Below are 24667 nucleotides of genomic sequence, written 5' to 3' on the forward strand. Positions count from 1 at the left end.
AACTGTATTGCTCTTTCCATATCGGTCTATTCCAATATTACGCATAAATGGCTATATACAGTTAAAGAAAAACAATTGGTCTATACTTGTGAAGCATTAAACTTTCTTTATTCATTTCGGTATATACCAAAGAAGAAGATTCCCTAAGTAGAGGAAATCTTCTTCTGTTCGTGCTTTATAAAGTTTCGTACACGCCGATTTTCTTGAATTTTTCATAACGTTGCTCGATTAATTGCTCTTCGGAAAACGCCATTAAAGCATGTAACGATTTGGTAATGGTTTTATTAATTTCTTCTGCTTGAGCAGCTAAGTCGCGATGTGCTCCACCTTTGACTTCTGGAATGATTCCATCTGTAATATGGAGCTCATACAAATCTCCTGCTGTGATGCGCATGGATTCAGCTGCTTTTTTTGCTTGACCAGCATCTTTCCATAAGATTGCTGCTGCTCCTTCTGGTGATATAACTGAGAAAACCGCATTTTCAAGCATAAATATCTGATTACCGACACCTAAAGCAAGTGCACCACCGCTCCCACCTTCACCAATAACTATAGAAATGATTGGTACTTTCATATCGCTCATTTCGTAAAGGTTTCTAGCAATTGCTTCACTTTGCCCACGTTCTTCGGCTGCACGGCCAGGATAGGCTCCTTTTGTATCAATAAAACAAATAATTGGTCGACCAAATTTATCCGCTTGTTTCATCAAGCGAAGTGCTTTACGGAAACCTTCTGGATGTGGCATTCCAAAATTACGATGCAAATTATCTTTTGTATCTTTACCACGTTGATGCCCAATGACAGTAACAGGAGTACCCTTGAATGTCGCAATTCCACCAACGATAGCTGCATCATCACCAAATGCACGGTCACCATGAAGTTCCATGAAATCTTCAAATAAAAGCGGGATGTAATCTAGCGTGGTAGGTCGTTCTGGATGACGGGCAACTTGGAACTTATCCCATGCAGTCATGTTACTGTAAATGCTCGCTTCTAACTTAGCTAGACGTTTTTCTAACTTTTCGATTTCATTCGATAAATCGACATCGGAAGTTTCGTTGTATTCTTTTAAATCGGCAATTTTACTTTTTAATTCTAAAATTGGCTTTTCAAATTCCATTTCACTCGGCATCAGATTCACCTCCTGTTTCAGGTGTTTTCGCGTGGATTTTTAAAATAAAGCTTAATTTTTTTTGCAAATCAAGTCGCGAAATACAATCATCTAATTGCCCATGTTTAAGCAAAAATTCAGATGTTTGGAAGTCCTCTGGTAGCTCTTCCCGGACAGTTTGTTCAATCACTCGGCGTCCAGCGAAACCGATAAGTGCTCCTGGTTCTGCAAAATTATAATCGCCAAGAGAAGCAAAACTAGCAGAGACTCCCCCAGTTGTCGGGTGGGTCATTACGGTGATTACTAATCCGCCATGGTTGCTGAACCGTTTGAATGCTGCTGAGGTTTTTGCCATTTGCATAAGAGAAATCATCCCTTCTTGCATCCGAGCGCCACCTGAAGCAGTAAATATAACAAAAGGTTTATTTGTCTTATCTGCTTCTTCTACCGCACGAAGAATTTTTTCGCCGACGACAGAACCCATACTTGCCATTCTAAAGCGAGAATCCATTACAGCAATAACTAACGGATTTCCATCCATTGTCGCATGGCCAGTAACAATTGCTTCTTTCAAACCTGTTTTTTGCTTATCTTTTTCGATTCGATCCATATAATTTTCAAAACCAAGTGGATTGGCTGTAGTTAAATTAGCATCGAGTTCTTCAAAAGAATCCTCATCAACAAGCATATCAATTCTTACTTTTGCCCCAATTGGATGATGAAAACCACAATAATTGCATACCATCAAGTTTTTTTGCAATTCTTTGGTATACATTATTTTTTTACATTCTGGACATTTTGTCATAATGCCTTCTGGAACATCCGCTTTTGTACTATCAGAAGGAATTGTGGCATATTTTCTCTTTTTTGGTTTTGTAAACAAGTCTCCTAGCAAGGATAACCCTCCCCATTTACGCTTTCTATTGTGGTATTAACGGTTTTTGAATGTTATAAAATGAAAAAATATAAAGACATGAAACATATTTTTAACCGCATTTTCCCATAAGAAGACAAAATGCCAGTCCGTCCGAATAATCATTGGACAGACTGCGCAATATCGTTTCCCACGTTAAACTATAACATACTTTCTATAAATATAGAAAGTCTAAGATTACTTAAAAACAACATTCTCTTTCCCAAGGAGCTCTACTAGCGCCTCTTGTAATTCATTTGACGGTGTAACTTGAATATTTTTTAATTCGGTTGTTTGCTTAGTCAAGGCTTGATGGATAATAACCTTTGACTCCCCTTTAAATTGTAACAAAATAGGTCTTAATTGTTCCATTTGTACTGGTTCGGTTAATTTGATAAATAGTCTCGCAGGAGCTTTCACTTCTTTTAAATCTTCTGCTTGGTTGACAATTAGCTGAAGTTCTCCGTTTCTTTTGTCCGCTTTAACATGTAAGAAAAGAATTTCTCCTTTTTGAGCAAGTGATGCATACTTGCGATAGCTTTCTGGAAACATCACAGCGCTTAATTCTTTCGTATCATCACTAATTGTCATAAAGCACATGGTTTCGCCTTTTTTTGTCCTAATAGATTTTACTTCATGGACATAAACAGCTACTTGATACGTTTTTCCGGAACTAATATTCGCAAGTCTAGTAATAGTCAAATTTTGTAATTTTGTTTGATAGTATGATACTGGATGCGCCGATACATATTGACCTGTATACAGTTTTTCTTTTTCTAATTTTTCATCTATTGAAATGGGTGCTGTTTTCCGGTAACGTGGTTTCATTTTCTTCAAGAAATCATCGTCTTCTGCAAAAAGATTCATCCCTTTAGAATCTTCACCGAGAAGAGAAATGTATTGCAGTACTGCATCAATCGTCGCCAAAATAGTTGCCCGGTCTTCTCCAAACTCATCAAAACATCCGGATAAGACTAACGCTTCTAATACCGTTTCTGACAACATTTTATGGGGCATTCTTTCACAAAAATCAAAGAAGTCTTGGAAAGGCGCTTTTTTTCGTTCGTTGATAATTTCGAGAACAAACTTGGTTGGTACTTTCCGAATGACGCGAAAACTATAGCGGATAGATGTTTCGCTTTCCATTTGGAAATAATAATTACTATGATTAATACTTGGAGCTAACATACGAATACCATAATTTTTTGCTTCGGTAATATATTGGGCAATCTTATCGTCATTTCCGAAAACAGAACTTAGTAAGGAAGACATAAACGCTGCTGGATAGTTTGCTTTAAGGTAAGCTAATTGAAAGGCAATTTTGGAATATGCAGCGGCATGACTCCGGTTAAATCCGTAATTTGCAAATTGCACAATCATATCATAGACTTGATTGGCGCTACTTTCAGAATAGCCTTTACTTCTCGCCCCTTCTACAAAATGGATGCGTTCTTCCTGTAGCACATCTGCTTTTTTCTTACTTACTGCGCGACGTAATAAATCTGCCTCGCCAAGTGAAAATCCAGCCATTTGATTAGCAACTTGAATAATTTGTTCTTGATAAACGATAACGCCATATGTCACTTCTAAAATCGGCGCCAAATCAGGATGCGGATATTGTATTGCTTCTTTTCCATGCTTTCTAGCAATAAATGTATCAATTTGCTCCATTGGGCCTGGGCGATAAAGCGCGTCTACTGCAACAATATCTTCAAAAGAAGTTGGTTTTAACTTCCGAAGTACGCGACGAATTCCATCAGATTCAAATTGGAAAACACCTGTTGTATCCCCAGTTTGGAATAATTTTAACGTTTTTTCATCTTCTAGTGAAATATCTGCCAAAGTTAGTGGTTTTTCTCGGGTATAATTGACCGATTTTAACACACGATCAAGTAAACTTAAATTTCTAAGTCCAAGAAAGTCCATTTTAAGTAAGCCAATTTTTTCTAATTCCCCCATAGCAAACTGAGTTAAGCGTGCATCGCCGCTACCTAATTGCAGAGCGACTTGTTCAACAAGCGGTTTATCACTAATGACAATTCCAGCTGCATGGGTGGAAATATGGCGCGGTAACCCTTCTAGCTGACAGGCTACTTCCCATATCATTTCATTTACTTTCGAACTTTTTATATGGTTTTCTAGCCGCGGATTTTCTTGAATCGCTTTGTGTAAAGTAATCCCTAATTGGCTTGGGATAAGTTTAGACCACTCAGATAAAAGCACGGAATTCAGACCAAAGCTCCTTGCCGTATCACGAATCGCGGCTTTTGCTGCAAGTGTACCAAATGTACCAATTTGCGCCACATGTGCTTCCCCGTATTTCGATACAACATAAGAAATTACTTCATCACGACGATTATCTGGGAAATCCAAGTCAATATCTGGCATGGTGATTCGCTCTGGATTTAAAAAACGCTCAAATAACAAGTTATATTTAATTGGATCAACATCGGTAATTCTTAACGCAAAAGAAACTAACGATCCCGCTGCCGAGCCACGACCAGGACCTGTTAAAATCCCGGCCTCTCTAGAATAACGAATAACATCCCAGACGATAAGAAAATAATCTGCAAATCCCATTTCTGTGATTACTTTTAACTCATAATCCAAACGCTCTTGATATTCTGGCGCCATTAATTCACGCTCTGCTAATCCAGCATAGGCCGTTTGTCGTAAAATCTCCGGCGCATTTTGGTCAGCTTTCAAGGGGAAACGTGGCAATAAATGTTGGTCTAAAGCAATTTCCACTTGGCATCGATCTGCTAATTTGCCAGTTTCCTCACACGCCATTTTTTCAAAGTCGGTTTGCCAATCTCGCTCCATTTCTTCCTGTGAGGTAAAGTAATTAGGACCTGCAAGTGGTAGTGTTGTCCAATCAACCGTACGATTATCTCGAATGGCCGTCAACACTCCTTTCGCTTGCGCATCTTTTGGTTCCATATATTGTACATCCTTTGTTGCTACTGCACGAATGTTTTCTTCCGCACAAAACGTTTGGATTTTTGCAAAAAGGCGGGGATTTTCTTTTTGTAACGACAAATAAACAGAATCCTCGCCAAAAATAGTGACTAAATTTTGGTAGGCTTCTAATGCCCCATCCTGATTTTCTTCCATAAGCAACCGCTCTACTTCCCCTTTGGCACCTGGCGAAATCGCGATGAGATCACTACTATAAGCTCGTAGCCAACTCTGCGGAAGTTCTTGTCCTTCTTCACGCGTTTGAATGGCACTAGCGATTTTAAGTAACTCATGATATCCAGCAGTCTTTTCCGCAATTAATATCAACTCATAGGAATTAATAGGATTTAAATAACCTTGTATTGTTACTGTCATCCCAATAATTGGTTTTATGTCCGCTGCTAAACATTTTTGGTAAAACTCAACTGCTCCGTAAAGCACATTTTTATCCGTAATTGCTAAGGCTGGATAATGGTATTCTTTTGCTTTAGTGACAAGCGAATCAATCGACGCCGTACTTGAAAGTAAATCATATGCGCTCGAAACTTGTAAATGAACAAATCCCACTATCCTCTCTCCTTTCAAAACTCTCTTTTTCCATTATATCGGTTAAAGCAAAAAAAAGAAAGTGTGTTCGTGTTTTTATATAAAAATAAAGCCAGATACGCATCTGACCTTATTCTCATTCTATTTATCTGCACAAATTAATTGCAATTTTTTAGTCATTTCTTGAATTTCTTCGTCGTTATGAAGTGTAGCTCCAGATGCTAACGGATGACCACCGCCGCCGTATTCCTTCGCTAGTTCATTAATTACTGGCCCTTTTGAACGTAAGCGTGCTCTAAAAACTGGGCCTTCTTGAATAAACATAATCCAAGCTTTTATCCCTTCAACATTCTCAATAGACGAAACAAGCGCGGAAGCATCTTTTGGATCAACTTCAAACTCATTCAAAAGTGTATCACTCAAATAAACAGTTGCAGCTCCATTTTCATCCATCACAAAATTTTGTAAAATATAACCAGAAAGTTTCACTGTATTTTTTGGTAATTCATATAATTCTCGGTAAAGTGCTGGTCTATCAAAGGGAAACGTCACTAAATGCGCAGATAATCTTAGCGTTTCTTCTGTCGTACTTGGATAAAGAAATCTTCCTGTGTCGCCAACAATCCCCGCATATAATAGCCGTGCTGCTGTTTGATTTAATTCGAGTTCTTCTGAAAAAGTTTCCCAGAAATCCACAATCATTTCGCTACAAGAAGAAGCATTCGTGTTCACCCAAAGCAAGTCCCCGTATGCATCATCATTCGGGTGATGATCAATTTTGATTAGTTTTTTACCGAGACTAAAGCGCTGGTCTGAAACACGCTCTTGATTTGCCGTATCACAAACGATAACAAGTGCCTCTTTATAAATTTCATCTGTAATCTCATCCACCTTACCAAGAAACTGCAAGGATATTTCATCATTTCCAACTGAATACACTTTTTTCTTTGGAAAGCTTGTACGGATAATTTCAGCAAGCCCCATTTGCGAACCGTAAGCATCAGGGTCTGGCCGCACATGACGATGCAAAATAATTGTTTCAAATTGTTTTATTTCTTGTAAAATCTCTGTTTTCATTGTTTCGCCTCAGTTTCTGTTTAGCGTTCCATCATTTGACAAGCAACAATGGCTTTTCCGGTCAAAATTCCCTCTAAATAAAGTTCCACATCTAACTTCCCAGCTTTACGCCCCATTTCCAAAATACGTGGTTTAATCACGATAGTCGCATCCATTTGAACTGGTTTCAGAAAATACATGGTTACATTTTCAATAGCAACGTTGCGTTTTTTCATGGAAAATAATTTTTGTTGAACGACTTCACAAACAACTTCTGTAAATACACCGTAAGACAAAGTTCCTAGCGAATTGGTCATTTGTGGACTAACTTTAAATTCATAGTCAGCTTCTACACCTGTATCTGCTTTTTCGGAAAGTTGGTTGGCGATAGTGTCATCGATTGTTTCCCCAACTTGTGGTTGTTTTTGAATCATTTGCATCGATTTTAAAATATCTTGCCGGCTGACAATACCAATTAAGGTTAAATCATCTTTTACAACCGGAATGACTTCAATACTTTCCCAAATCATCATGTGCGCGACAGAAGCTACACTCATTTTAGGACCAACCGTTAACGGATTTTTTGTCATTACTCTTTCAATGGAAATACTTGGGTTTTTGTCTAAAATATCTTTGCTCGTTACCATCCCAGTTAGTCGCATTGCTCGGTTGACTACAGGGAAACGACTGTGTCCAGTAGAATCTTCCATTTTGTGCCAATCTTCTACTTTATCTGCCGTTGACAAAAAAGCGGTTGTTTCCAGTGGTGTTAAAATATCCTCCACAAAAACAACTTCTTTTTTGATTAACTGGTCATAAATTGCCCGGTTAATCATCGTTGCAACTGTAAATGTATCGTATGAAGTAGATAAAATAGGTAGTTCTTTTTCATCTGCTAAGCGCTTTACTTCATCATCTGTATCAAATCCACCAGTGATAAGTACTGCTGCCCCACGCTTCAAAGCAAGTTCATGAGCGCTCACACGGTTGCCGACAATAAGTAAATTGCCAGCATCCGTGTAGCGTTCCATCGCTTCGACTGTCATGGCTCCGATAACAAACTTATTGAGTGATTTATAAAGTCCAGCACGACCACCAAGTACTTGGTCATCGATCATATTAACAATCTCTGCAAAAGTTAATTTTTCTATGCTATCTTTTTGCTTTCGTTCAATCCGAAGCGTCCCCACTCGCTTGATAGTAGAAACAAAGCCAATAATTTCTGCGTCTTTGATTGCTCGATAAGCAGTCCCTTCACTTACAGACAAATTTTTGGCGATTTTTCGCACAGAAATTTTTTCTCCAACCGCAAGATTTTCAATGTATTTTAAAATCTGTTCATGTTTTGTGGCCACGACTTGTTCACCCATTTCTTTTTTGTTAGATTTCGATTCCTTCACCAATCTCTAGTACTTTTCCGGTAATCCCTGTATCAAGCGAGGCAACAAACTTATGCGGATCTTGTTCAATAAGTGGAAATGTATTATAGTGCATCGGAATAACCATTTTTGCTTGTAAAAATCGAGCCGCAATTGCCGCATCTTCTGGTCCCATCGTAAAATTATCACCAATTGGTAAAAAGGCAACATCAAGCGGATTTAATTCTCCAATTAATTTCATATCAGAAAATAGTCCTGTATCTCCTGCAAAATATATATTTTTCCCTTCTATCGTAAAAACAATTCCGGTTGGAAAACCTAAATTTATTATCCGTCCATCTCGAACTGTTTGCGAACCATGAAAAGCTTGCGTAAGTTTTACTTGACCAAAATCAAACTTTCTTTTCCCACCAATATGCATCGCAGCAATTTTTTCAAGTCCTTCTTCTACTGCTAAAAATGCAGCTAAATCCGCGTTACAGATGACTTCTGTTCCAGCGTTTTTCGCAATCTGAACTGTATCACCAACATGATCATCATGCCCATGTGACAGAACGATATAATCTGGCATTTGCTCCTCTGCTTTCAAATCACATTTTTTATTCCCAGAAATAAATGGATCAACTAAAATAGTTGTATCCCCAGTAATAATTTTAATACAAGACTGACCATGAAATGAAATTTTCATGTTAAAAAACTTCCTTCCCGATTAATATTCGATGTGTATTATTGTACCATTCTTATTATAAACTAATATATAACACCTCGTAAACTAGGAGGTGTTTATTAGCAAAATATTTCCAAGCCGTGTTATCATTGGATAGAAATCAATTGGAAAGAAGGTACAATAATGGAAAAAAATATTGATGTCCTACAAAATTGGTTGAAAGACCAAGGTGCTGAGGTGGCATTTTTGACGGACCCAGAAAATATTGCTTATTTTTCTGGCTACCATAGTAAGCCACATGAGCGTGTACTTGGATTAGCCATTTTCCCAGAAAGTGAACCATTTCTTTTTACACCGGCTTTAGAAGTAGAAGATGTTCGTGGTGGCGATTGGTCTCATCCATCATATGGATATAACGACACGGAGAACCCATTCACCATCATTGCGGATGAAATAAAAAAACGTGTAGCCAATCCAAGTAAATTTGCCATTGAAAAAAAACATATGAGTGTGGACCGTTACGAACAACTTTCCGGGCTATTCGCTGGTAGCTCTTTCATTCCGATTGAACATAAAATTGAACAAATTCGCCTTATTAAAACAGAAGCCGAATTAAAAATTTTAAAAGAGGCTGCATTACTTGCTGATTATGCAGTACAAGTTGGCATAGACGAAATTGCAGAAGGGAAAACAGAAGCCGAAATCGTCGCGAAAATCGAATATGAAATGAAGAAAAAAGGCGTAACAGCAATGTCTTTTGATACAATGGTGCTTACTGGAAAAAATGGCGCCCTACCACATGGTACTCCTGGTGAAACGCAAATCAAAAAAGGTGATTTAGTTTTATTTGATTTAGGCGTTGTCCATAAAGGTTATTGCTCGGACATCACGCGAACAGTTGCTTTTGGTAACATTTCCGATGAGCAGAAAAAGATTTATGAAACCGTTCTAGAAGCACAAGTTACTGCAGTGGAAAAAGTAAAAGCCGGCGTGAAGGCAAGCGAAATTGATTTAACTGCTAGAAACATTATTCGCGAGGCTGGGTATGGTGATTATTTCCCACATCGTCTTGGTCACGGTCTTGGTGCTAGTGTTCACGAGTTCCCTTCTATTACCGAAACAAACAACATGGAACTACAGGAAAATATGGTATTTACCATCGAACCAGGTATTTATGTTCCAGGTGTTGCTGGTGTTCGTATTGAAGATGATCTTGTCATAACCAAAGATGGCGTAGAAGTATTAACAGAATTCCCAAAAACATTGCAAGTTATCCAATAGTAAAAAACGGCTTTAAATGAAAAATAAGCAGGAATCTTGTATGCTCCATTTTGAAAATGGCTTTATACAAAGATTTCTGCTTATTTGCTTCCAAATTTTTAATAGTTGTCCTAGTTGCTTTTATTAAATTAAGTCCTTGCTGTCTGTGTAAGCTAACCCTAGAGAATCAGCAACAGCTTTATACGTAATATGCCCTTGGTAAGTATTTAGGCCACGAAGTAAGTAAGGGTCTTTTTTAACGGCCGCTTCTAAACCTTCATTTGCAAGTTTTAACCCAAATGGTAAAGTAGCATTGGTGAGGGCTAAAGTAGATGTCCGCGGAACTGCTCCCGGCATATTTGCGACCGCATAATGAAGCACACCGTATTTTTCATAGGTTGGATTATCGTGGGTCGAAACATGATCTGTTGTTTCAAAAATCCCACCTTGGTCAATAGCGATATCCACAAGCACTGACCCTGGAATCATTTGTTTGATGACATGCTCTTTAACTAGTTTTGGTGCTTTTGCCCCTGGAATTAATACCGCTCCAATAACTAAATCCGCTTTTTTCACAGCTGTTTCAATATTAAAATCATTCGACATTAATGTTTGCACTTGATTACCAAAAATATCATCCAGTTCGCGAAGCCGTTTTAAATTCTTATCGAGAATTGTTACATTAGCCCCGAGACCTGTCGCAATTTTAGCTGCATTTGCTCCAGCAATTCCGCCTCCAATAATAACTACTTCACTCTTCTCCACACCAGGTACTCCACCAAGTAACACACCCATGCCACCATTTGTTCTTTGTAAAAATTGAGCGCCAATTTGAGCCGCCATTCGTCCAGCAACTTCACTCATTGGTGAAAGTAGTGGTAATGTGTGATCTGCAAGCTCCACTGTTTCATAAGCTACACTATTTACTTTACTTTGCATTAATGCCTCTGCAAGTGTTGGTTCATTAGCCAAATGTAAATAGGTGAAAAGTAACAAGCCTTCTTTGAAATATGTATACTCGGATGTAATTGGTTCTTTTACTTTCACAACCATATCAACTTCCCAAGCTTCTTTAGCTGTTTCGACAATTTTCGCTCCCGCTTGTACAAAATCAGCATCTTGATAATTAGACCCGATACCCGCACCTTTTTCCACGTAAACAGTGTGTCCTGCATTTACATAGGAAAAAACACTGGCCGGAGTCATCGCCACCCTATTCTCGTTATTTTTTATCTCTTTTGGTACGCCGATTAACATGAAAATCACTCTCCTTGGTATAGGTATTATAGACTACTAAAAAAATTCTACATCATTATGCTAACACAATATACCTAAGTTGTAAAAAAGAAACTAATCTAAATTCACACAAAAGAATTGTAAAAAGCAAAAAATAATTCAGAAGCATAATTTATTTTCCAATTAATGGTTCTTTTACGAAAAAAGGGGTAAAATATAAATATAGAAGATACATATTTTTGATTGGAGGAATTATTATGTTACAACAATACGAAAGAGTTTTAGTCGCAGTCGACGGGTCCAAAGAAGCAGAAAGAGCATTCCAAAAAGCCATTCAGGTTGCAAACCGTAATGATGCGGCCCTTGGTCTTGTACACGTTATTGATACCCGCGCTTTTTCATCTGTAGCTAATTACGATACAAGTATGGCAGACAAAGCAACAGAATATGCAGATGAACTACTAAGCGGCTATAAAGAAGATGCTTTAAAAGCCGGTGTTACAAAAGTCGAAAGCTATATTGAATATGGTTCACCAAAAACAGCCATCACAAAAGAAGCGGCAAAAGCATTCCAAGCTGACTTAATCATGTGTGGCGCTACAGGTCTAAATGCGGTTGAACGTTTATTGATTGGCAGTGTGTCTGAATATATCATTCGCCACTCCCCTTGTGATGTACTAGTTGTCCGCAATGATGTACCAGATTACAAAGATGAAAAATAAGTTGACATGATAAAACAGGCGCTTTCTTTGGAAAGTGTCTGTTTTTTTGTTCCAATAAAATGTAAACACAATTAAAACGTATCAAATAAACATGAAAAAATCCAAATGTGGCAATTAAGTAAATTTTATTTAGTTCGTATTGTTTTTATCGAATTCCATGCTATATTTAAGTCATCTTATATTTTGTTAAAGGAATGTAACCTTTTGGGCATAACCTGAAACAAACACGTACTCTTTAAGTGCGCGTTTGTTTCAGGTTTTTTATTAGCTAATTTAATTTTAAGGAGTGGGAAAATGAAAAAGTGGATGTTGTTAGTGTTAGTTGGTTGTTTGCTTATAATTGCTGGGTGTGGAGCCGATCAAAACACAAAAAAAGATACTTTAGTTTACAAAAAAGGCGTAACGGTAACTACTAAATACGGAAAAGTGAAAGGTTATAAGGATAAAAATGAAAGCGCTTTAGTTTGGAAAGGTGTTCCTTATGCCAAAGCACCAGTAAAAGATTTGCGTTGGAAAAAACCAGAAAGTCCTGCAAAATATGATGGGACAATGGACGCGACAAAAGATAAAGAGGTATTTATTCAAACAACCCAAGATGGTATAACAGGAAACGAAGAAAGCCTTAACATGAATATTTACCGACCAGATACTTCCGAGAAAAAATTACCGGTTATGGTTTACATTCATGGCGGAAACAACCAAGGCGGCAGTGCAACCGAAATTGGCGGAGAAGCTTTTGTAAAAGATTTAAATACCATTTTCATCTCCGTTGATTATCGTCTTGGAGCACTTGGTTTTAATCCACTACCAGCCCTCAACACGGGTGATAAACTAGAAGATTCAGGTAACTATGCTTTACTTGATATGGCAAAGTCACTTGATTGGGTTAAAGAAAATGTCGAAGCTTTTGGCGGTAATCCAGACAACATTACGTTCACAGGTTTTTCTGCAGGTGGTAGAGATGTAATGGCATCACTCACTTCTCCCATTTTTAAAGATAAATATCAAAAAGCAATCGCCTTTAGTGGTGGAATGACTGTTGCTGACCCAGATGACAGCGTAAAAGTTTTTGCCAAAGCAATTGCGCCCCTCGTTGTAGAAGACGGTGTGAAAGCAACCGAAGATGAAGCTTACACTTGGTTACAAGAAGATAAAAAAGAAGTTCGTGATTATTTGTATGGACTTTCCGCTGAAAGATTAAGCAAGTTAATGGAAAATGCTTCCATTCGGATGAGCGCCTTCCCTCACTTGTATACTGATGGAGCTGTCATTCCCAAAGATGGTTTTGATACAAAAAACTATAATAACGTCCCTTTAATCATGTTATCCGGTACAAGTGAATTCTCCTTTTTCGCAATGGGAGATCCTTACTTTGCAGAGAGTATTGCTAGTGGAGATATTCTAAAAGATCCTGAAAAACTTGCAGAGTTCCAATTTGCTAAACAATATGGTAGTGATTTTTACTCTCTGTTTAATACAGAGTTGTCTGCTGAAAAAATGTCGCAAAATTATGATGCACCAATTTATAATACGAAAATGCCGTTTGGAACAAAGTTAAAAACAACCACTGATATGAGCCTTGTTGGCGCCTACCATGGTGTGTTTATCCCCTTCTTAGATAGTAACAATCAGACATATTTATCGACCATTACAGAGTCCTATCAATTACCAGGTGCAGAAGATTTACAAGAACAATACCGCGCCTATCTAAAAAATTTCTTGCATGATGGAAACCCAAATGGAGATAACTTAACGAAATGGACTTCGTGGAGCAATAACAATCCAAGTAGTCTAATTTTAGATGCTGATGATAACCAAGCTCAAATTGAAATGAAAAAAGAAACCGATACAAATCAAGCTATTATTAAACGTATCGAAGCAGATGCTAGTATTTCTGATGTAGCTAAAAATCAAATGGTTCATCAAGTCTTAAACGGTAGATGGTTTAGTGACGATTTAGATGCCTACTACTCAAACCCTAGTTTATGGCCTAACTAATTGTCAAAAAAAGAACGCCCTTTCTTAATAGAAGGGACGTTCTTTTTATAAGACTAAAAATTATTTTTTAGCGATTATTTTTAATTGTTTCCACATCACGAGCAATCATTAATTCTTCGTTCGTTGGAATAATGATAACTTTTACTGGGGAATGTGGATAGTTGAGAAATCTTTCTTCACCGCGCACTTGATTAAGTGCTGGATCCCAGTATACACCCATAAATTCTAAACCTCGGAGTACTTTTTCACGGATAAAGGAACTATTTTCACCAATACCTGCTGTGAAAATAATGGCATCTACACCGTTCATACGAGCCGCATAAGAACCAATATACTTATGGATACGATCAACAAATACTTGAAGTGCAAGTTCGGCACGATCATTTCCTTTTGCTGCTTCATCTTCAAGATCACGAAGGTCACTAGAAATACCAGATACGCCAAGCATACCAGATTCTTTATTCAAGACATCTAATACTTGTTCTGCAGTTTTACCAGTTTTTTCCATGATAAACGGAATAAGTGCTGGGTCAATATTACCAGAACGAGTTCCCATTGAAACGCCGGCAAGTGGTGTGAATCCCATGGAAGTATCCATTGATTTCCCGCCTTCAATTGCAGCGATACTAGCACCATTACCAAGGTGACAAGTAAGTAAACGCAATTCTTCAACCGGACGACCTAAAAGTTCTGCGGCACGTTCAGATACATATTTGTGGCTTGTACCATGGAAACCATATTTACGGATACCATAATCTTCATAGTATCTGTATGGCAAGCTGTATAAATAACTTGCAGGTGGCATTGTTTGGTGGAAGGCTGTATCAAAAACGGCAACCGAAACAACATCAGGTAAGATTTTACGGAATGCTTTAATTCCAGTAACGTTAGCCGGATTATGAAGTGGCGCAAGTTCGGATAATGCTTCAATATCTTTAATAACTTCATCGTCAATATAAACGGACTCAGGGAATCTTTCGCCGCCGTGAACCACACGGTGACCAATTCCTGTAATTTCATCATAAGAACCGATGACTTTATGATTAATTAATTTTTCAAGTAGCATTTGCACAGCGATTTCATGGTCAGGAATATCAACCACTTCTTTGATTTTTTCTCCGTCTACAGTAATTGTAAAAATAGAATCTTTTAAACCAATTCTTTCTACAATACCTGCTGTAATAACTCGTTCAGATGGCATATCGTATAATTGGAATTTCAGTGATGAGCTTCCGGCGTTAATTGCAATTGTTTTTTCCATTTTGTTTTTGTCAATTCCTTCCATTATTGTTTCCCTTGAACCAATTCTCAATTTCCGCCAAGATCGGCGCAGTAATACTTGGATCTGTAAGCGATGAGAGATTAGCAAGTAAAACTTCTTTTGGCGGCTTCACATTTTCTGCCGCTTTCCGTAAAATCAAGATGCTTTTTCGTGCTTGTTCAGACTTAAACAGTGTTTCGGGCAATTTAATAATTCCCTCGATATGACCATTTTTCTTGATAAACTTGTCCACCTTAGCAAAGTCACTAGTCCCAAACATTGCGTCAGGTACCAAAAAGAATAAATATCCTCCTGGTTTTGTGTAGCGCATCCCCTGTTCCATAAACAGGAAATGTGCAAATGAATGCCCTTCTTCACGGCAAAGCTCAAATGATTTTGCATTCTCATCATCTGGATAATAGCCAACAGGTAAATCGCTTACAACCACATCAACCGGATCCACTAATAGGTTCGCTAACCCATCTTGATGAAGGAGTGTCATTTTTTGTCGCTGCAAGTCCGCGCCAACAAGTGCAAGCGAAATAAGCAAATCATCTACATCTACTCCACTCGCATGAATCTCCATGCCTTCCTTTAATTCTAGTTGATTAATCACAGTAGTTAAAAGGTTCGCTGTGCCACAAGCAGGATCCAAAATAGAAATATTTTTCTTTTTTTGAATCACTTTTTCAAGTAAATATGCCACAATAAATCCGATCGAATCTGGTGTCATTTGGTGATTCACTTGAATGCCGTGTTTCATGCCTTTGAGTAGTGCGAGCTGAAGACCTTTGCGAATTTCTTCATTAGAGAAATTTTCGAGTTCTATACTTTCATAATACTCTTCTAATTTCGTTTGTTTTTCAGAAGACAACTCTTCTTTTTGTAAAACTTCTTTTTGAAACAGATTTTCACCTGTTTCATAAACCGCTTCCAAATAGCTTATTTCAAGTTCATTTTGCAAGATAATAGCCGTACTATCAAGCACTTGAAATAATTCTTGCGTTGCTTCATTTGCCAAAAGTAACACCTCGAATTTTTATCATTACTAACACCACCAAATATTATACAGTATTTCCGCAGAATGTGAAAGGATTTTCTATAGTAAAACAAGAATTATCTATGGAAAATATCGTATTATAATTAGTACAGTTTATCTTTAGTAATAATACAGAAAAAAAGCCCTCCTAATGAAAGGAGAGCTTTTAGTTTAGGCCTTTTTTGCGGCTTCTATTGCTGCTTCATAATTAGGATGATCGCTGCCTTCAGGGACCACTTCTGTGTATACAATTTCACCTGCTGCATTCACAACAAATACGGAACGAGCTAATAAGCGAAGTTCTTTCATAATCACACCATAAGCTTCCCCGAAAGAAAGATTCCGGTGATCAGATAACGTAATTGCGTTTGGTAAACCTTCTGCTGCACACCATTTCTTTTGTGCGAATGGTAAATCAACTGAAATTGTCAAAACAACGGTATTATCTAAGTTGCTTGCTTCTTCATTAAATTTACGAGTTTGCGTTGAACAAACACTTGTATCTATCGAAGGTACAACACTAATAAGTCTAACTTTCCCATCGTAATCGTGCAAGGTTACTTCTTCTAAATCCCTATTTACTACCGTGAAGTTCGGCGCTTTATCGCCCACTTTTCGTTCTGTACCAACTAAGGTAACTGGATTATGCTTAAATGTTACTTGAGTCATTATTCTTCCTCCTTTAATTTGACGCTTCTACTTCATTTTAAAGAAGATAATGGTTATAAGCTATTTTTTTGCTCCATTTGACCATTTATCATCTAATTCTAAGTAGCCACTGTGTACGACAGAAGTAGACTCAAGAAAATCAGCAATTCCTTGTTTGTTTGGCGTAAAAGCACATACTAAATATAGGGGCCAAACGGTTTTTAAAACAAAGCGAATCGCTCCTTCACGAAATAAAACGGTTAACCAAGATAATTTTTCGCCATTAAGTTTGATCACACGAAGTCCAAAAAGCATTTTGCCAAGTGTTTGTCCGAAAAACTTTGTTAACAAGACAAAATAGGCTAAAAAAACAAGTGTGGTAGCAATCCAGTAAATGGAGAAAAAGCTTTTGTCCATTGGAATTCCTGCGATACGGAAAATAGGATTAACGAGAATGCCAGTAATCGCCAGGATAGTGACTAAATCTACTAGATAAGCTAAAAATCGAATCCAAAAGCCTGCAAAATATTGCTTTGGAATAGTGTCTTCCGGAAGTGTTTTAGGTTCGTAGTGATAGACTTGGCGTTTATTTTGAAAAGCAATATTTTCTTCGGTCATTGGTAGTTCTCCTCCCCCGTTATTCTCCATATAAATACATCATCCTTGGAGCTTGTAATGTTCCAGTTAATTTGATTAATTGAGTGATATCTGCATTTTGACCAGTCATTTTTTGAGTCGCTACAGAGAAGAAAGAACCAAAGCTCGTGGGCTCATCATATTGCACAACAGACGCATTAGATAACTTTTCCTCTTTTTTGAGTGCGGCCAAGGCATCTTCTTGATAACCAAATTCATCAATCAAACCATTTTCTTTTGCTTGACGGCCATCATAAATCCGACCATCCGCAATTTTACGAACTTGTTCATCGCTCATTCCACGACCACTAGCCACTACTTGGACAAATTCATTATACGAGTCATCAATCATGGATTGCATAATCTTTTTCTCGTCTTCTGTCATCGGTCTCGTTGCGCTCATGATATCTTTATGGGCACCACTTTTAATGGTGTTATCAGAAATTCCAAGTTTTTTCATTAACTCACTATAGTCATACCCTTGCATAATGACGCCAAGTGAGCCGGTAAGTGTTTCTTTACTAGCGAAAATTTTGTCAGCTGGTGCGGAAATATAATACCCACCGGATGCTGCCATACTCCCCATTGAAACATAGAATGGAATGGAACGTTCTTTTTTGATTTGTAAAATTTTATCCCGAATTTGTGCAGACTCCATTACGCCCCCACCTGGTGAATTTACATACAATAAAACCCCTCTTATCGATTCATCATCACGAATTTGCTCTAACTGATCCATGAAGAACGAATGATTATATCCAGCACCCCCAAATAAAGAAATACTTTCCCCTGTATCTTGAATCGTTCCGTCTACAGATAAAACAGCTATTTTACTTGGTCCAGCATCTTCTATAACGGTTTCTGTTAATTCATTTGTCCCTGCAAACAAAGTATCAATTACCGCCATTTCTTCCTCTTCTTGATTTGCTAGTTGAGTTGATGTAACTTTCGCTAACGCACTTACGATTAAAAGCGCGAGAACAATTCCTAGTGCAATCCATCTTTTAGCATTCATTAATTTCTCCCCTTTTTCATTTAAGATACTGTAATAATACCAGTCTCATTTATTTTGTACAAATATCTCTTCTAATTGTGTCCCATTTCACTTTTTTCTGGATGAAGAAAGAAATTGCCTCTAAGTCATGTTATAATAAGTTTGTTGATTTAAAAATGTATTCTGGAGGGACAACTAACATGGCAAAAACTATTTTTTATTTTTCCTATCGAAAAACAGAAGAACTACATGCAAAAGCAAAAGAATTAAAGAAAATTACAACTGACAACGGTTATGAATTAACGGATGACTATCAAAAAGCAAACGTTATTATTAGTATCGGTGGCGATGGTGCTTTCCTTAAATCCGTCAGAGAAACTGATTTCCGCCAAGATTGTTTATATGCTGGGATTGCATTAACAGAGCAATTAGGCCAATACTGCGATTTCCATATTAATCAATTAGATGAAATTATTAAAGCAGCCATAGAAGATCGCTGGTTAGTTCGTCGTTATCCAACGATTTATGGAACAGTTAATAACACCAAAGCATTTTATGTATTAAATGAATTTAACATCCGTTCGTCTATCATCCGTACACTAACAATGGATCTTTATATTAATGACTCTCACTTTGAAACTTTCCGCGGTGATGGCATGGTTATTTCTACACCAACCGGAAGTACAGCATATAACAAATCAGTGAATGGTTCGATTGTCGATCCGCTGCTCCCTTCGATGCAAGTAAGTGAACTCGCTTCCATTAATAACAACAAATTCCGGACACTAGGCTCTTCTTTCATTCTTAGTCCAAAACGTAAATTACGAATCGAAATCTCTTCAGAAGAAGGAAACAATGAATTCCCAATGATCGGAATGGACAGTGAAGCATTAAGTATTCAACATGTTCATGAAGTGAATTTAGAAGTTGGCGATCGCTTTATCAATATTATCAAATTGCCTAAAAATTCATTCTGGGACAAAGTAAAACGTAATTTCTTATAAAAACAACAGTCTGACCAAGCTCGGCCAGACTGTTTTTATTTTGCTTCTAAAATAGCTACGAGTAATGCTTTTTGTGCATGTAGTCGATTTCCTGCCTGCTGATAAATAACCGAATGTTCGCCGTCGATGATTTCCGCCGTCACTTCCTCCTCCCTGTGCGCCGGTAAGCAATGTAAAAAGTGATAATCTGATTTCGCATATTTTGCTAAGTCTGCATTCACTTGATATTTTTCACCAAAGTCCGCTAACCTTTTCGCATTCTCCTCTTCTTGCCCCATACTCGTCCAAACATCAGTATAAATAAAATCGGCATCCATCACAGCAAGTTTTGGGTCTTCGGTAATAGAGATTCCCCCCCCTGTTTCTGCAGCTAATTTTTGTGCTGTTAGCAGAATCTCTTCATCTACCTCATATCCTTTTGGCATTGCCAGACTCATATCTAAGCCGACCATCGCACCAGCTAAAAGTAAAGAATGACAAACGTTATTTCCATCTCCAATATAAGCTAACTTCACTCCATTAAATTGATCTTTCCATTCATAAATCGTCATTAAATCCGCGAGCGCTTGGCAAGGATGATGTAAATCCGTTAATCCGTTGATAATCGGAATCTCCGCATGTAGTGCAAGTTCTTCTACCTTCTGATGGCTAAAAGTTCGAATCATAATGGCATCAATGTATTCCGACATCACGTGGGCTGTGTCTTTGATCGGCTCCCCGCGACCAATTTGTAATTCTTTTGAGCTCATAACAATTGCCTGTCCCCCAAGCTGCAATATCCCCGCTTCAAAAGAGACTCTTGTTCTTGTCGAAGGCTTATCAAAAATCATCCCTAAAATTTTTCCACTTAAAATATGACTGTAATGAGCCGGATTCGTTTTCATCGAAACTGCAAGCTCCATCATAGCTATTAATTCAGCTTTATTCCATTCCAGCAAACTCAGCATGTCTTTCCCCAAAGTATTCGTTTTCGTGTCCACTTTCATCCCTCTTCACTCCCAATTAATTGATTTTCTAAAACCGTTTCAAGTAAATCCGCAGCTTGACTCATTTCCTCATAACTCACTGTTAAAGGTGGCAAAATTCGAAGGACATTAGGGCCAGCTGTAAGTATGAGCAATCCCTGTTTCATCAGATCATTTACAATTAAATCTGCACGACTGACTACTTCTACGCCAATAAGAAATCCTTCCCCGCGAACACTCGTTACACTTGCCAAATTAGCACACTTTACTTCTAATAAATCTCTGAAATACTCCGATTTTGTTTGTACTTCTTCTAAAAAGCCTGGCTGCCTTACAGTTATTAAAACTTCTTTTGCTGCTGCAAGCGCAATTTTATTCCCGCCAAAAGTAGAACCATGACTTCCTGGTCCAAAAGCGCTACTAAGTCCTGACTTCCCAACCATCGCTCCAATTGGCAAGCCATTTCCTAGTCCTTTTGCTAAAGTGAAAATATCTGGATCCAAGCCAATATGCTGATAACTATAAAGAGCTCCCGTCCGGCCAAGTCCTGTTTGTACTTCATCAATAATTAATAATGCACCTACTTTTTTACACAATCGCTGAACTTCAAGCAACCATGCTGCATCGGCAGGAAAAACGCCACCTTCTCCTTGAATAATTTCCAGCATCACAGCAGCAGTATTTTCATCAATCGCTTTTTGAAATGCCGCAATATCATTAAACGGAACATACGTAAAACCTGATACAAGGCTACCAAATCCTTGATGAATTTTTGCTTGTGCAGTTGCTGACATGGAACCAAAAGTACGGCCATGAAATGATTTTTCAAACGTGATGATTTTCTCTTTTCTTGTATATTTTCTTGCCAACTTTAACGCTGCTTCATTTGCTTCTGTTCCGCTATTACAAAAAAATACTAATCTATCTTCCGTGCCAACAATCAGTTCAGCAACATTATCTTGCAAAGCAGATTCATATAAATTCGATGTATGCCAAATATTGGCTAATTGTTTTTGGATAGCAGTAGTAACATTTTCCGGACAATGTCCTAAATTACAAACGGCAATCCCGCTTGTAAAATCAAGATATTTTTGTCCCGTTTTAGCTGTAACGACTGTTCCTTTCCCTTGGACTAAATCAATCGGGAATCTAGTATATGTCGGAAAAACATGTTTCATCATATCGCCACCCTACTTGTTATTTTAGTCCCCATTGTTGAAAGTGAATCTGTAATAATTACTTGATGAACCCCATTTTCCACGGCAAAAGCGGCACTTGCTAGCTTTGGAATCATCCCACCTTTTATTACACCGGATGTTTGCAATTGCTCCATATCTGAACTAGCTATCTCAACCAGTATGTCAGAGCCATTTCGCACACCAGGGACATCCGTTAAGAGATAAAGAGCCTCTGCCTTTAGCGCACTTGCTACTTCACAAGCCACCGTATCTGCATTCACATTTAACCAGTGGTATTCTTTATTCATCCCAAGTGGCGCAATAACTGTGACAATATTTTTTCCAAGTAGATGTTCTATTAAAGTAGTTTTTACTTTGGTAATTTCACCGACAAAACCGAGTTCACTATCACTTACTTGCATAGCTTCAAGTAAACCAGTATCACCAGCATTTAAACCAATCACCATGATTCCCCGTTTTTGAAAAGCGGTTGTAATCATTGGCTGAACTTGACCAATTAACACCATCTTAGTAACTTCCAAAGCTGCTTGAGTTGTTATTCGCAACCCGTTTTTTGTTTCTACAGGAATTTCCATTGCTTGCATCATTTTTGTCACGTAATGACCACCACCATGAACGATAACTATTTTCTTTCCGTCCAATTGCCATTTAGTGATTTGTTCAAAGAATACTTCTGTCAAATTGTCACTTGCTACCCCACCTAATTTGATTACAATCGTATTTTCCATCGGCGTTCACTCCTTACGTCCGGTAACAGGCATTGATTTTGACATATTCATAACTTAAATCGCATCCCCAGGCTGTTCCTGACTCAAGACCGATATGCAAGTCAACTTCGATAACAATATGTTCTTCTTCTAAATACTCATCCAACGCTTGTTGATTAAAAATCGTTTGGCTACTATGATTTAAAATTTCGATACCACCGATTTTGATGGTAATATTATCTGGGGCAAATCGACCTCCGGAATAGCCTATCGCACAAATAATTCTTCCCCAGTTGCCATCACCTCCAAAAGCGGCTGTTTTAACTAGGCTAGAGGAAACAATTTTTTTGGCAATCATTCGAGCATCCTCTGTTTTTGTCGCTCCATTTACCTGCACTTCGATAAGCTTTGTAGCCCCTTCTCCGTCACGAGCAATACTTTTGGCTAAATGTTCTGTCACCGCTTGAAACATTGCTGCCAATTTTTCCCAGTCAGCTGTTCCTTCTTGAATTATTGGGTTTTCTGCACAACCATTTGCCATCACGACAACCATGTCATTTGTTGAAGTATCCCCATCAACTGTTATTTGATTGAATGTTTTGTCTACTTTTATTTTTAATAATTTTTGCAACAATTCAGCTGGGATGGCTGCATCCGTCGTTATAAAAGCAAGCATCGTTGCCATATTAGGATGAATCATTCCCGAACCTTTTGCGACACCAGACATCGTCACTGTTTTTCCACTTAACTCAATTTGAAAGGTAATTTGCTTTTGAAACGTGTCTGTTGTCAAAATGGCTTCTTCAAAATCAGCTGCATTTCCAGATTGTTTTTCTAACATATCGATGCCAGCAATGATTTTATCCATCGGTAACATATCTCCAATAATCCCAGTAGAAGCCACTGCCACGGATTCAACAGGAATCTGCAAATTTTCTGCTGTTTTAGCACGCATCGTTAGCGCATCAAGCATTCCTTGGTTACCAGTACAAGCATTCGCGTTCCCACTGTTCACAATAATGGCTTGTAATTTAGCATCACTAGCAAACGAATCTTTTGTCACAAAAATTGGTGCTGCTTGCATTTGGTTCATTGTATAGACAGCTGCTGATTCTGCTGGTACTTCTGAGTATATCCAACCAATATCATTTCTTTTTCTCTTTAATCCAGCGTGTTTTCCGTCCGCATAAAAGCCTTTTGGTGAGGCAATGTTACCTTTTATTTGTTCCATCATATTCTTCCCCTTTCATGGATAAACAGGGATAAAGTTTAATCCATCATTTTCAGCAAAATTAGCGATAATATTTAAGTTTTGAATTGCTTGGCCAGCTGCTCCCTTTACTAAATTATCAATAACAGAAACGATAGTAATTGTATTGGTTTTTTCGTTATAGGCAAGCCCAATATCGCAATAATTGGATGCAGTTACTTGTTTAATAGTTGGGTAGCAATCTTCTGGCTGGATGCGGACAAATGGCGAATTTTCGTAAGTCGTTGTGTAGAGGGTATGCAATTGTTTTTTTGTCATCGGCATTTTAGGCTTTACGTAGATAGTTATGAAGATTCCTCTTGTGATAGGAATTAATGAGGTGGAAAACTGAATGGCTGGAATACTCTCATCCCAGCTATTTAACTGTTGCATAATTTCCGGAATATGTTGATGAGCATTCATCTTGTAAAGCGTCATATTTTCATTTATTTCTGTAAAGTGAGTGTTTGCTGAAGGTGCTTTTCCCGCTCCTGAAATGCCTGATTTGCCGTCTACAATAATCGATGTTGGTTCGATCAACTGATTTCTCACGAGTGGTGCTAAACCAAGCAATGTGGCCGTTGCATAACATCCTGGATTGGCAATAAAAGTAGCAGATGTATTTGTTTGGAATTCAGCTAAACCATATACTGCTTTTGTTAAATAACTCTCTGGTGCCGCACTTTTTCCGTACCATTTTTCATAAACTTGACCGTTTTTTAAACGAAAATCTCCGGATAAGTCAATGACATTTAAACCTGCATCGACATAAGGAACTGCGATATCTTTTGAAATACCGGATGGCGTTGCAAGAAAAACCGTTTCGCTTTTATCGATAATTTCTGCCGGATTTATCTGATTTAAGGGGCTAGACTCTAAATTTTTTAAATGTGGATAAAAGTCAGCCAGTGTTTCTGTTTGTGTAGAAAAGCTATGTAACGACGCAATGTCAATGAGCGGGTGCTGATGAAGTAAACGAATTAACTCCAAACCACCATATCCTGTCGCCCCAATTATCGAAACTTTCATCCTAAGCCCTCCCGTTAATTATCAAATGATACTTTTCATTATAATATTGTATATTTATAATGTCAAATGGTTTTTTTATTAATATTTAAA

General features: G+C 37.9%; 21 protein-coding genes. 4 read left to right on the plus strand and 17 right to left on the minus strand.

The window, feature by feature from the left end:
• Window positions 1-175 precede the first annotated feature (175 nt).
• From CKV67_RS07850 to CKV67_RS07875, 6 genes are all read right to left on the minus strand, one after another.
• Entirely contained in the window at window positions 176-1132 is a 957-nt protein-coding gene (locus CKV67_RS07850) for an acetyl-CoA carboxylase carboxyltransferase subunit alpha (protein WP_014092927.1), read from the minus strand.
• On the minus strand, window positions 1122-2006 hold the full coding sequence (gene accD, locus CKV67_RS07855; RefSeq protein WP_014092928.1) for an acetyl-CoA carboxylase, carboxyltransferase subunit beta: 885 nt from the start codon (window positions 2004-2006) through the stop codon (window positions 1122-1124). The genes CKV67_RS07850 and accD overlap by 11 nt, the downstream gene beginning before the upstream one ends.
• 216 nt (window positions 2007-2222) lie before the next feature.
• Entirely contained in the window at window positions 2223-5549 is a 3327-nt protein-coding gene (gene dnaE, locus CKV67_RS07860) for a DNA polymerase III subunit alpha (RefSeq protein WP_014092929.1), read from the minus strand.
• Window positions 5550-5669: 120 nt separating this feature from the next.
• Window positions 5670-6605: a DHH family phosphoesterase gene (locus CKV67_RS07865; protein WP_014092930.1), complete on the minus strand. Its 936-nt coding sequence runs from the start codon at window positions 6603-6605 to the stop codon at window positions 5670-5672.
• A gap of 20 nt (window positions 6606-6625) precedes the next feature.
• The gene (ytoI, locus tag CKV67_RS07870) at window positions 6626-7939 is read right to left on the minus strand and encodes a CBS-HotDog domain-containing transcription factor YtoI (protein WP_025279956.1); all 1314 of its coding nucleotides are present in this window, start codon (window positions 7937-7939) and stop codon (window positions 6626-6628) included.
• A 25-nt stretch (window positions 7940-7964) separates the two neighbouring features.
• A complete protein-coding gene (locus CKV67_RS07875) occupies window positions 7965-8651 on the minus strand; it encodes a metal-dependent hydrolase (protein WP_014092932.1) in 687 nt (228 codons plus the stop codon).
• 162 nt (window positions 8652-8813) lie between these two features.
• On the opposite strand from CKV67_RS07875, the gene CKV67_RS07880 reads away from it, so the two are divergent.
• Complete coding sequence (locus tag CKV67_RS07880) at window positions 8814-9911, plus strand: M24 family metallopeptidase (RefSeq protein WP_025279957.1); 1098 nt, start codon at window positions 8814-8816, stop codon at window positions 9909-9911.
• A 123-nt stretch (window positions 9912-10034) separates the two neighbouring features.
• Here the strand turns inward: CKV67_RS07880 and ald are convergent, their stop codons facing one another.
• Entirely contained in the window at window positions 10035-11147 is a 1113-nt protein-coding gene (ald, locus tag CKV67_RS07885) for an alanine dehydrogenase (protein ID WP_014092934.1), read from the minus strand.
• A gap of 236 nt (window positions 11148-11383) precedes the next feature.
• Between ald and CKV67_RS07890 the strand changes: the two genes are divergently transcribed.
• Together CKV67_RS07890 and CKV67_RS07895 are read left to right on the plus strand one after the other, a co-directional pair.
• Complete coding sequence (locus CKV67_RS07890; protein WP_003719873.1) at window positions 11384-11848, plus strand: universal stress protein; 465 nt, start codon at window positions 11384-11386, stop codon at window positions 11846-11848.
• Between the two features lie 294 nt (window positions 11849-12142).
• Complete coding sequence (locus CKV67_RS07895; RefSeq protein WP_014092935.1) at window positions 12143-13846, plus strand: carboxylesterase family protein; 1704 nt, start codon at window positions 12143-12145, stop codon at window positions 13844-13846.
• 67 nt (window positions 13847-13913) lie between these two features.
• Here CKV67_RS07895 and CKV67_RS07900 read toward each other — a convergent pair whose 3' ends face one another.
• The 5 genes from CKV67_RS07900 to sppA form a co-directional block, all read right to left on the minus strand.
• Window positions 13914-15107: an acetate kinase gene (locus tag CKV67_RS07900; protein ID WP_014092936.1), complete on the minus strand. Its 1194-nt coding sequence runs from the start codon at window positions 15105-15107 to the stop codon at window positions 13914-13916.
• 10 nt (window positions 15108-15117) lie between these two features.
• On the minus strand, window positions 15118-16128 hold the full coding sequence (locus tag CKV67_RS07905) for a class I SAM-dependent methyltransferase (RefSeq protein ID WP_014092937.1): 1011 nt from the start codon (window positions 16126-16128) through the stop codon (window positions 15118-15120).
• 189 nt (window positions 16129-16317) lie between these two features.
• Window positions 16318-16815 carry a thiol peroxidase gene (tpx, locus tag CKV67_RS07910; protein WP_003736727.1) on the minus strand — a complete coding sequence of 166 codons (498 nt, stop codon included), beginning with the start codon at window positions 16813-16815 and terminating at the stop codon, window positions 16318-16320.
• Window positions 16816-16875: 60 nt separating this feature from the next.
• Window positions 16876-17412, minus strand: a complete 537-nt coding sequence (locus CKV67_RS07915) for an RDD family protein (RefSeq protein WP_014092938.1) — start codon at window positions 17410-17412, stop codon at window positions 16876-16878.
• A gap of 19 nt (window positions 17413-17431) precedes the next feature.
• On the minus strand, window positions 17432-18445 hold the full coding sequence (gene sppA / locus CKV67_RS07920; protein WP_025279958.1) for a signal peptide peptidase SppA: 1014 nt from the start codon (window positions 18443-18445) through the stop codon (window positions 17432-17434).
• Between the two features lie 179 nt (window positions 18446-18624).
• On the opposite strand from sppA, the gene CKV67_RS07925 reads away from it, so the two are divergent.
• Window positions 18625-19428: an NAD kinase gene (locus CKV67_RS07925; RefSeq protein ID WP_014092940.1), complete on the plus strand. Its 804-nt coding sequence runs from the start codon at window positions 18625-18627 to the stop codon at window positions 19426-19428.
• 35 nt (window positions 19429-19463) lie between these two features.
• Here the strand turns inward: CKV67_RS07925 and argF are convergent, their stop codons facing one another.
• The 5 genes from argF to argC are packed head-to-tail and all read right to left on the minus strand — an operon-like array spanning window position 19464 to window position 24577.
• Complete coding sequence (gene argF, locus CKV67_RS07930; protein WP_014092941.1) at window positions 19464-20414, minus strand: ornithine carbamoyltransferase; 951 nt, start codon at window positions 20412-20414, stop codon at window positions 19464-19466.
• Window positions 20411-21571: an acetylornithine transaminase gene (locus CKV67_RS07935; protein ID WP_014092942.1), complete on the minus strand. Its 1161-nt coding sequence runs from the start codon at window positions 21569-21571 to the stop codon at window positions 20411-20413. Before CKV67_RS07935 ends, argF begins: the two co-directional genes overlap by 4 nt.
• Complete coding sequence (gene argB / locus CKV67_RS07940; protein ID WP_014092943.1) at window positions 21571-22320, minus strand: acetylglutamate kinase; 750 nt, start codon at window positions 22318-22320, stop codon at window positions 21571-21573. The genes CKV67_RS07935 and argB overlap by 1 nt, the downstream gene beginning before the upstream one ends.
• Window positions 22321-22333: 13 nt before the next feature.
• Window positions 22334-23530, minus strand: a complete 1197-nt coding sequence (gene argJ, locus CKV67_RS07945) for a bifunctional glutamate N-acetyltransferase/amino-acid acetyltransferase ArgJ (RefSeq protein ID WP_025279959.1) — start codon at window positions 23528-23530, stop codon at window positions 22334-22336.
• A gap of 15 nt (window positions 23531-23545) precedes the next feature.
• A complete protein-coding gene (argC, locus tag CKV67_RS07950; RefSeq protein WP_014092945.1) occupies window positions 23546-24577 on the minus strand; it encodes an N-acetyl-gamma-glutamyl-phosphate reductase in 1032 nt (343 codons plus the stop codon).
• Window positions 24578-24667 lie beyond the last annotated feature (90 nt).

Origin of the sequence: Listeria ivanovii subsp. ivanovii, from assembly GCF_900187025.1 — a bacterium.
Taxonomy (GTDB): Bacteria; Bacillota; Bacilli; order Lactobacillales; family Listeriaceae; genus Listeria; species Listeria ivanovii.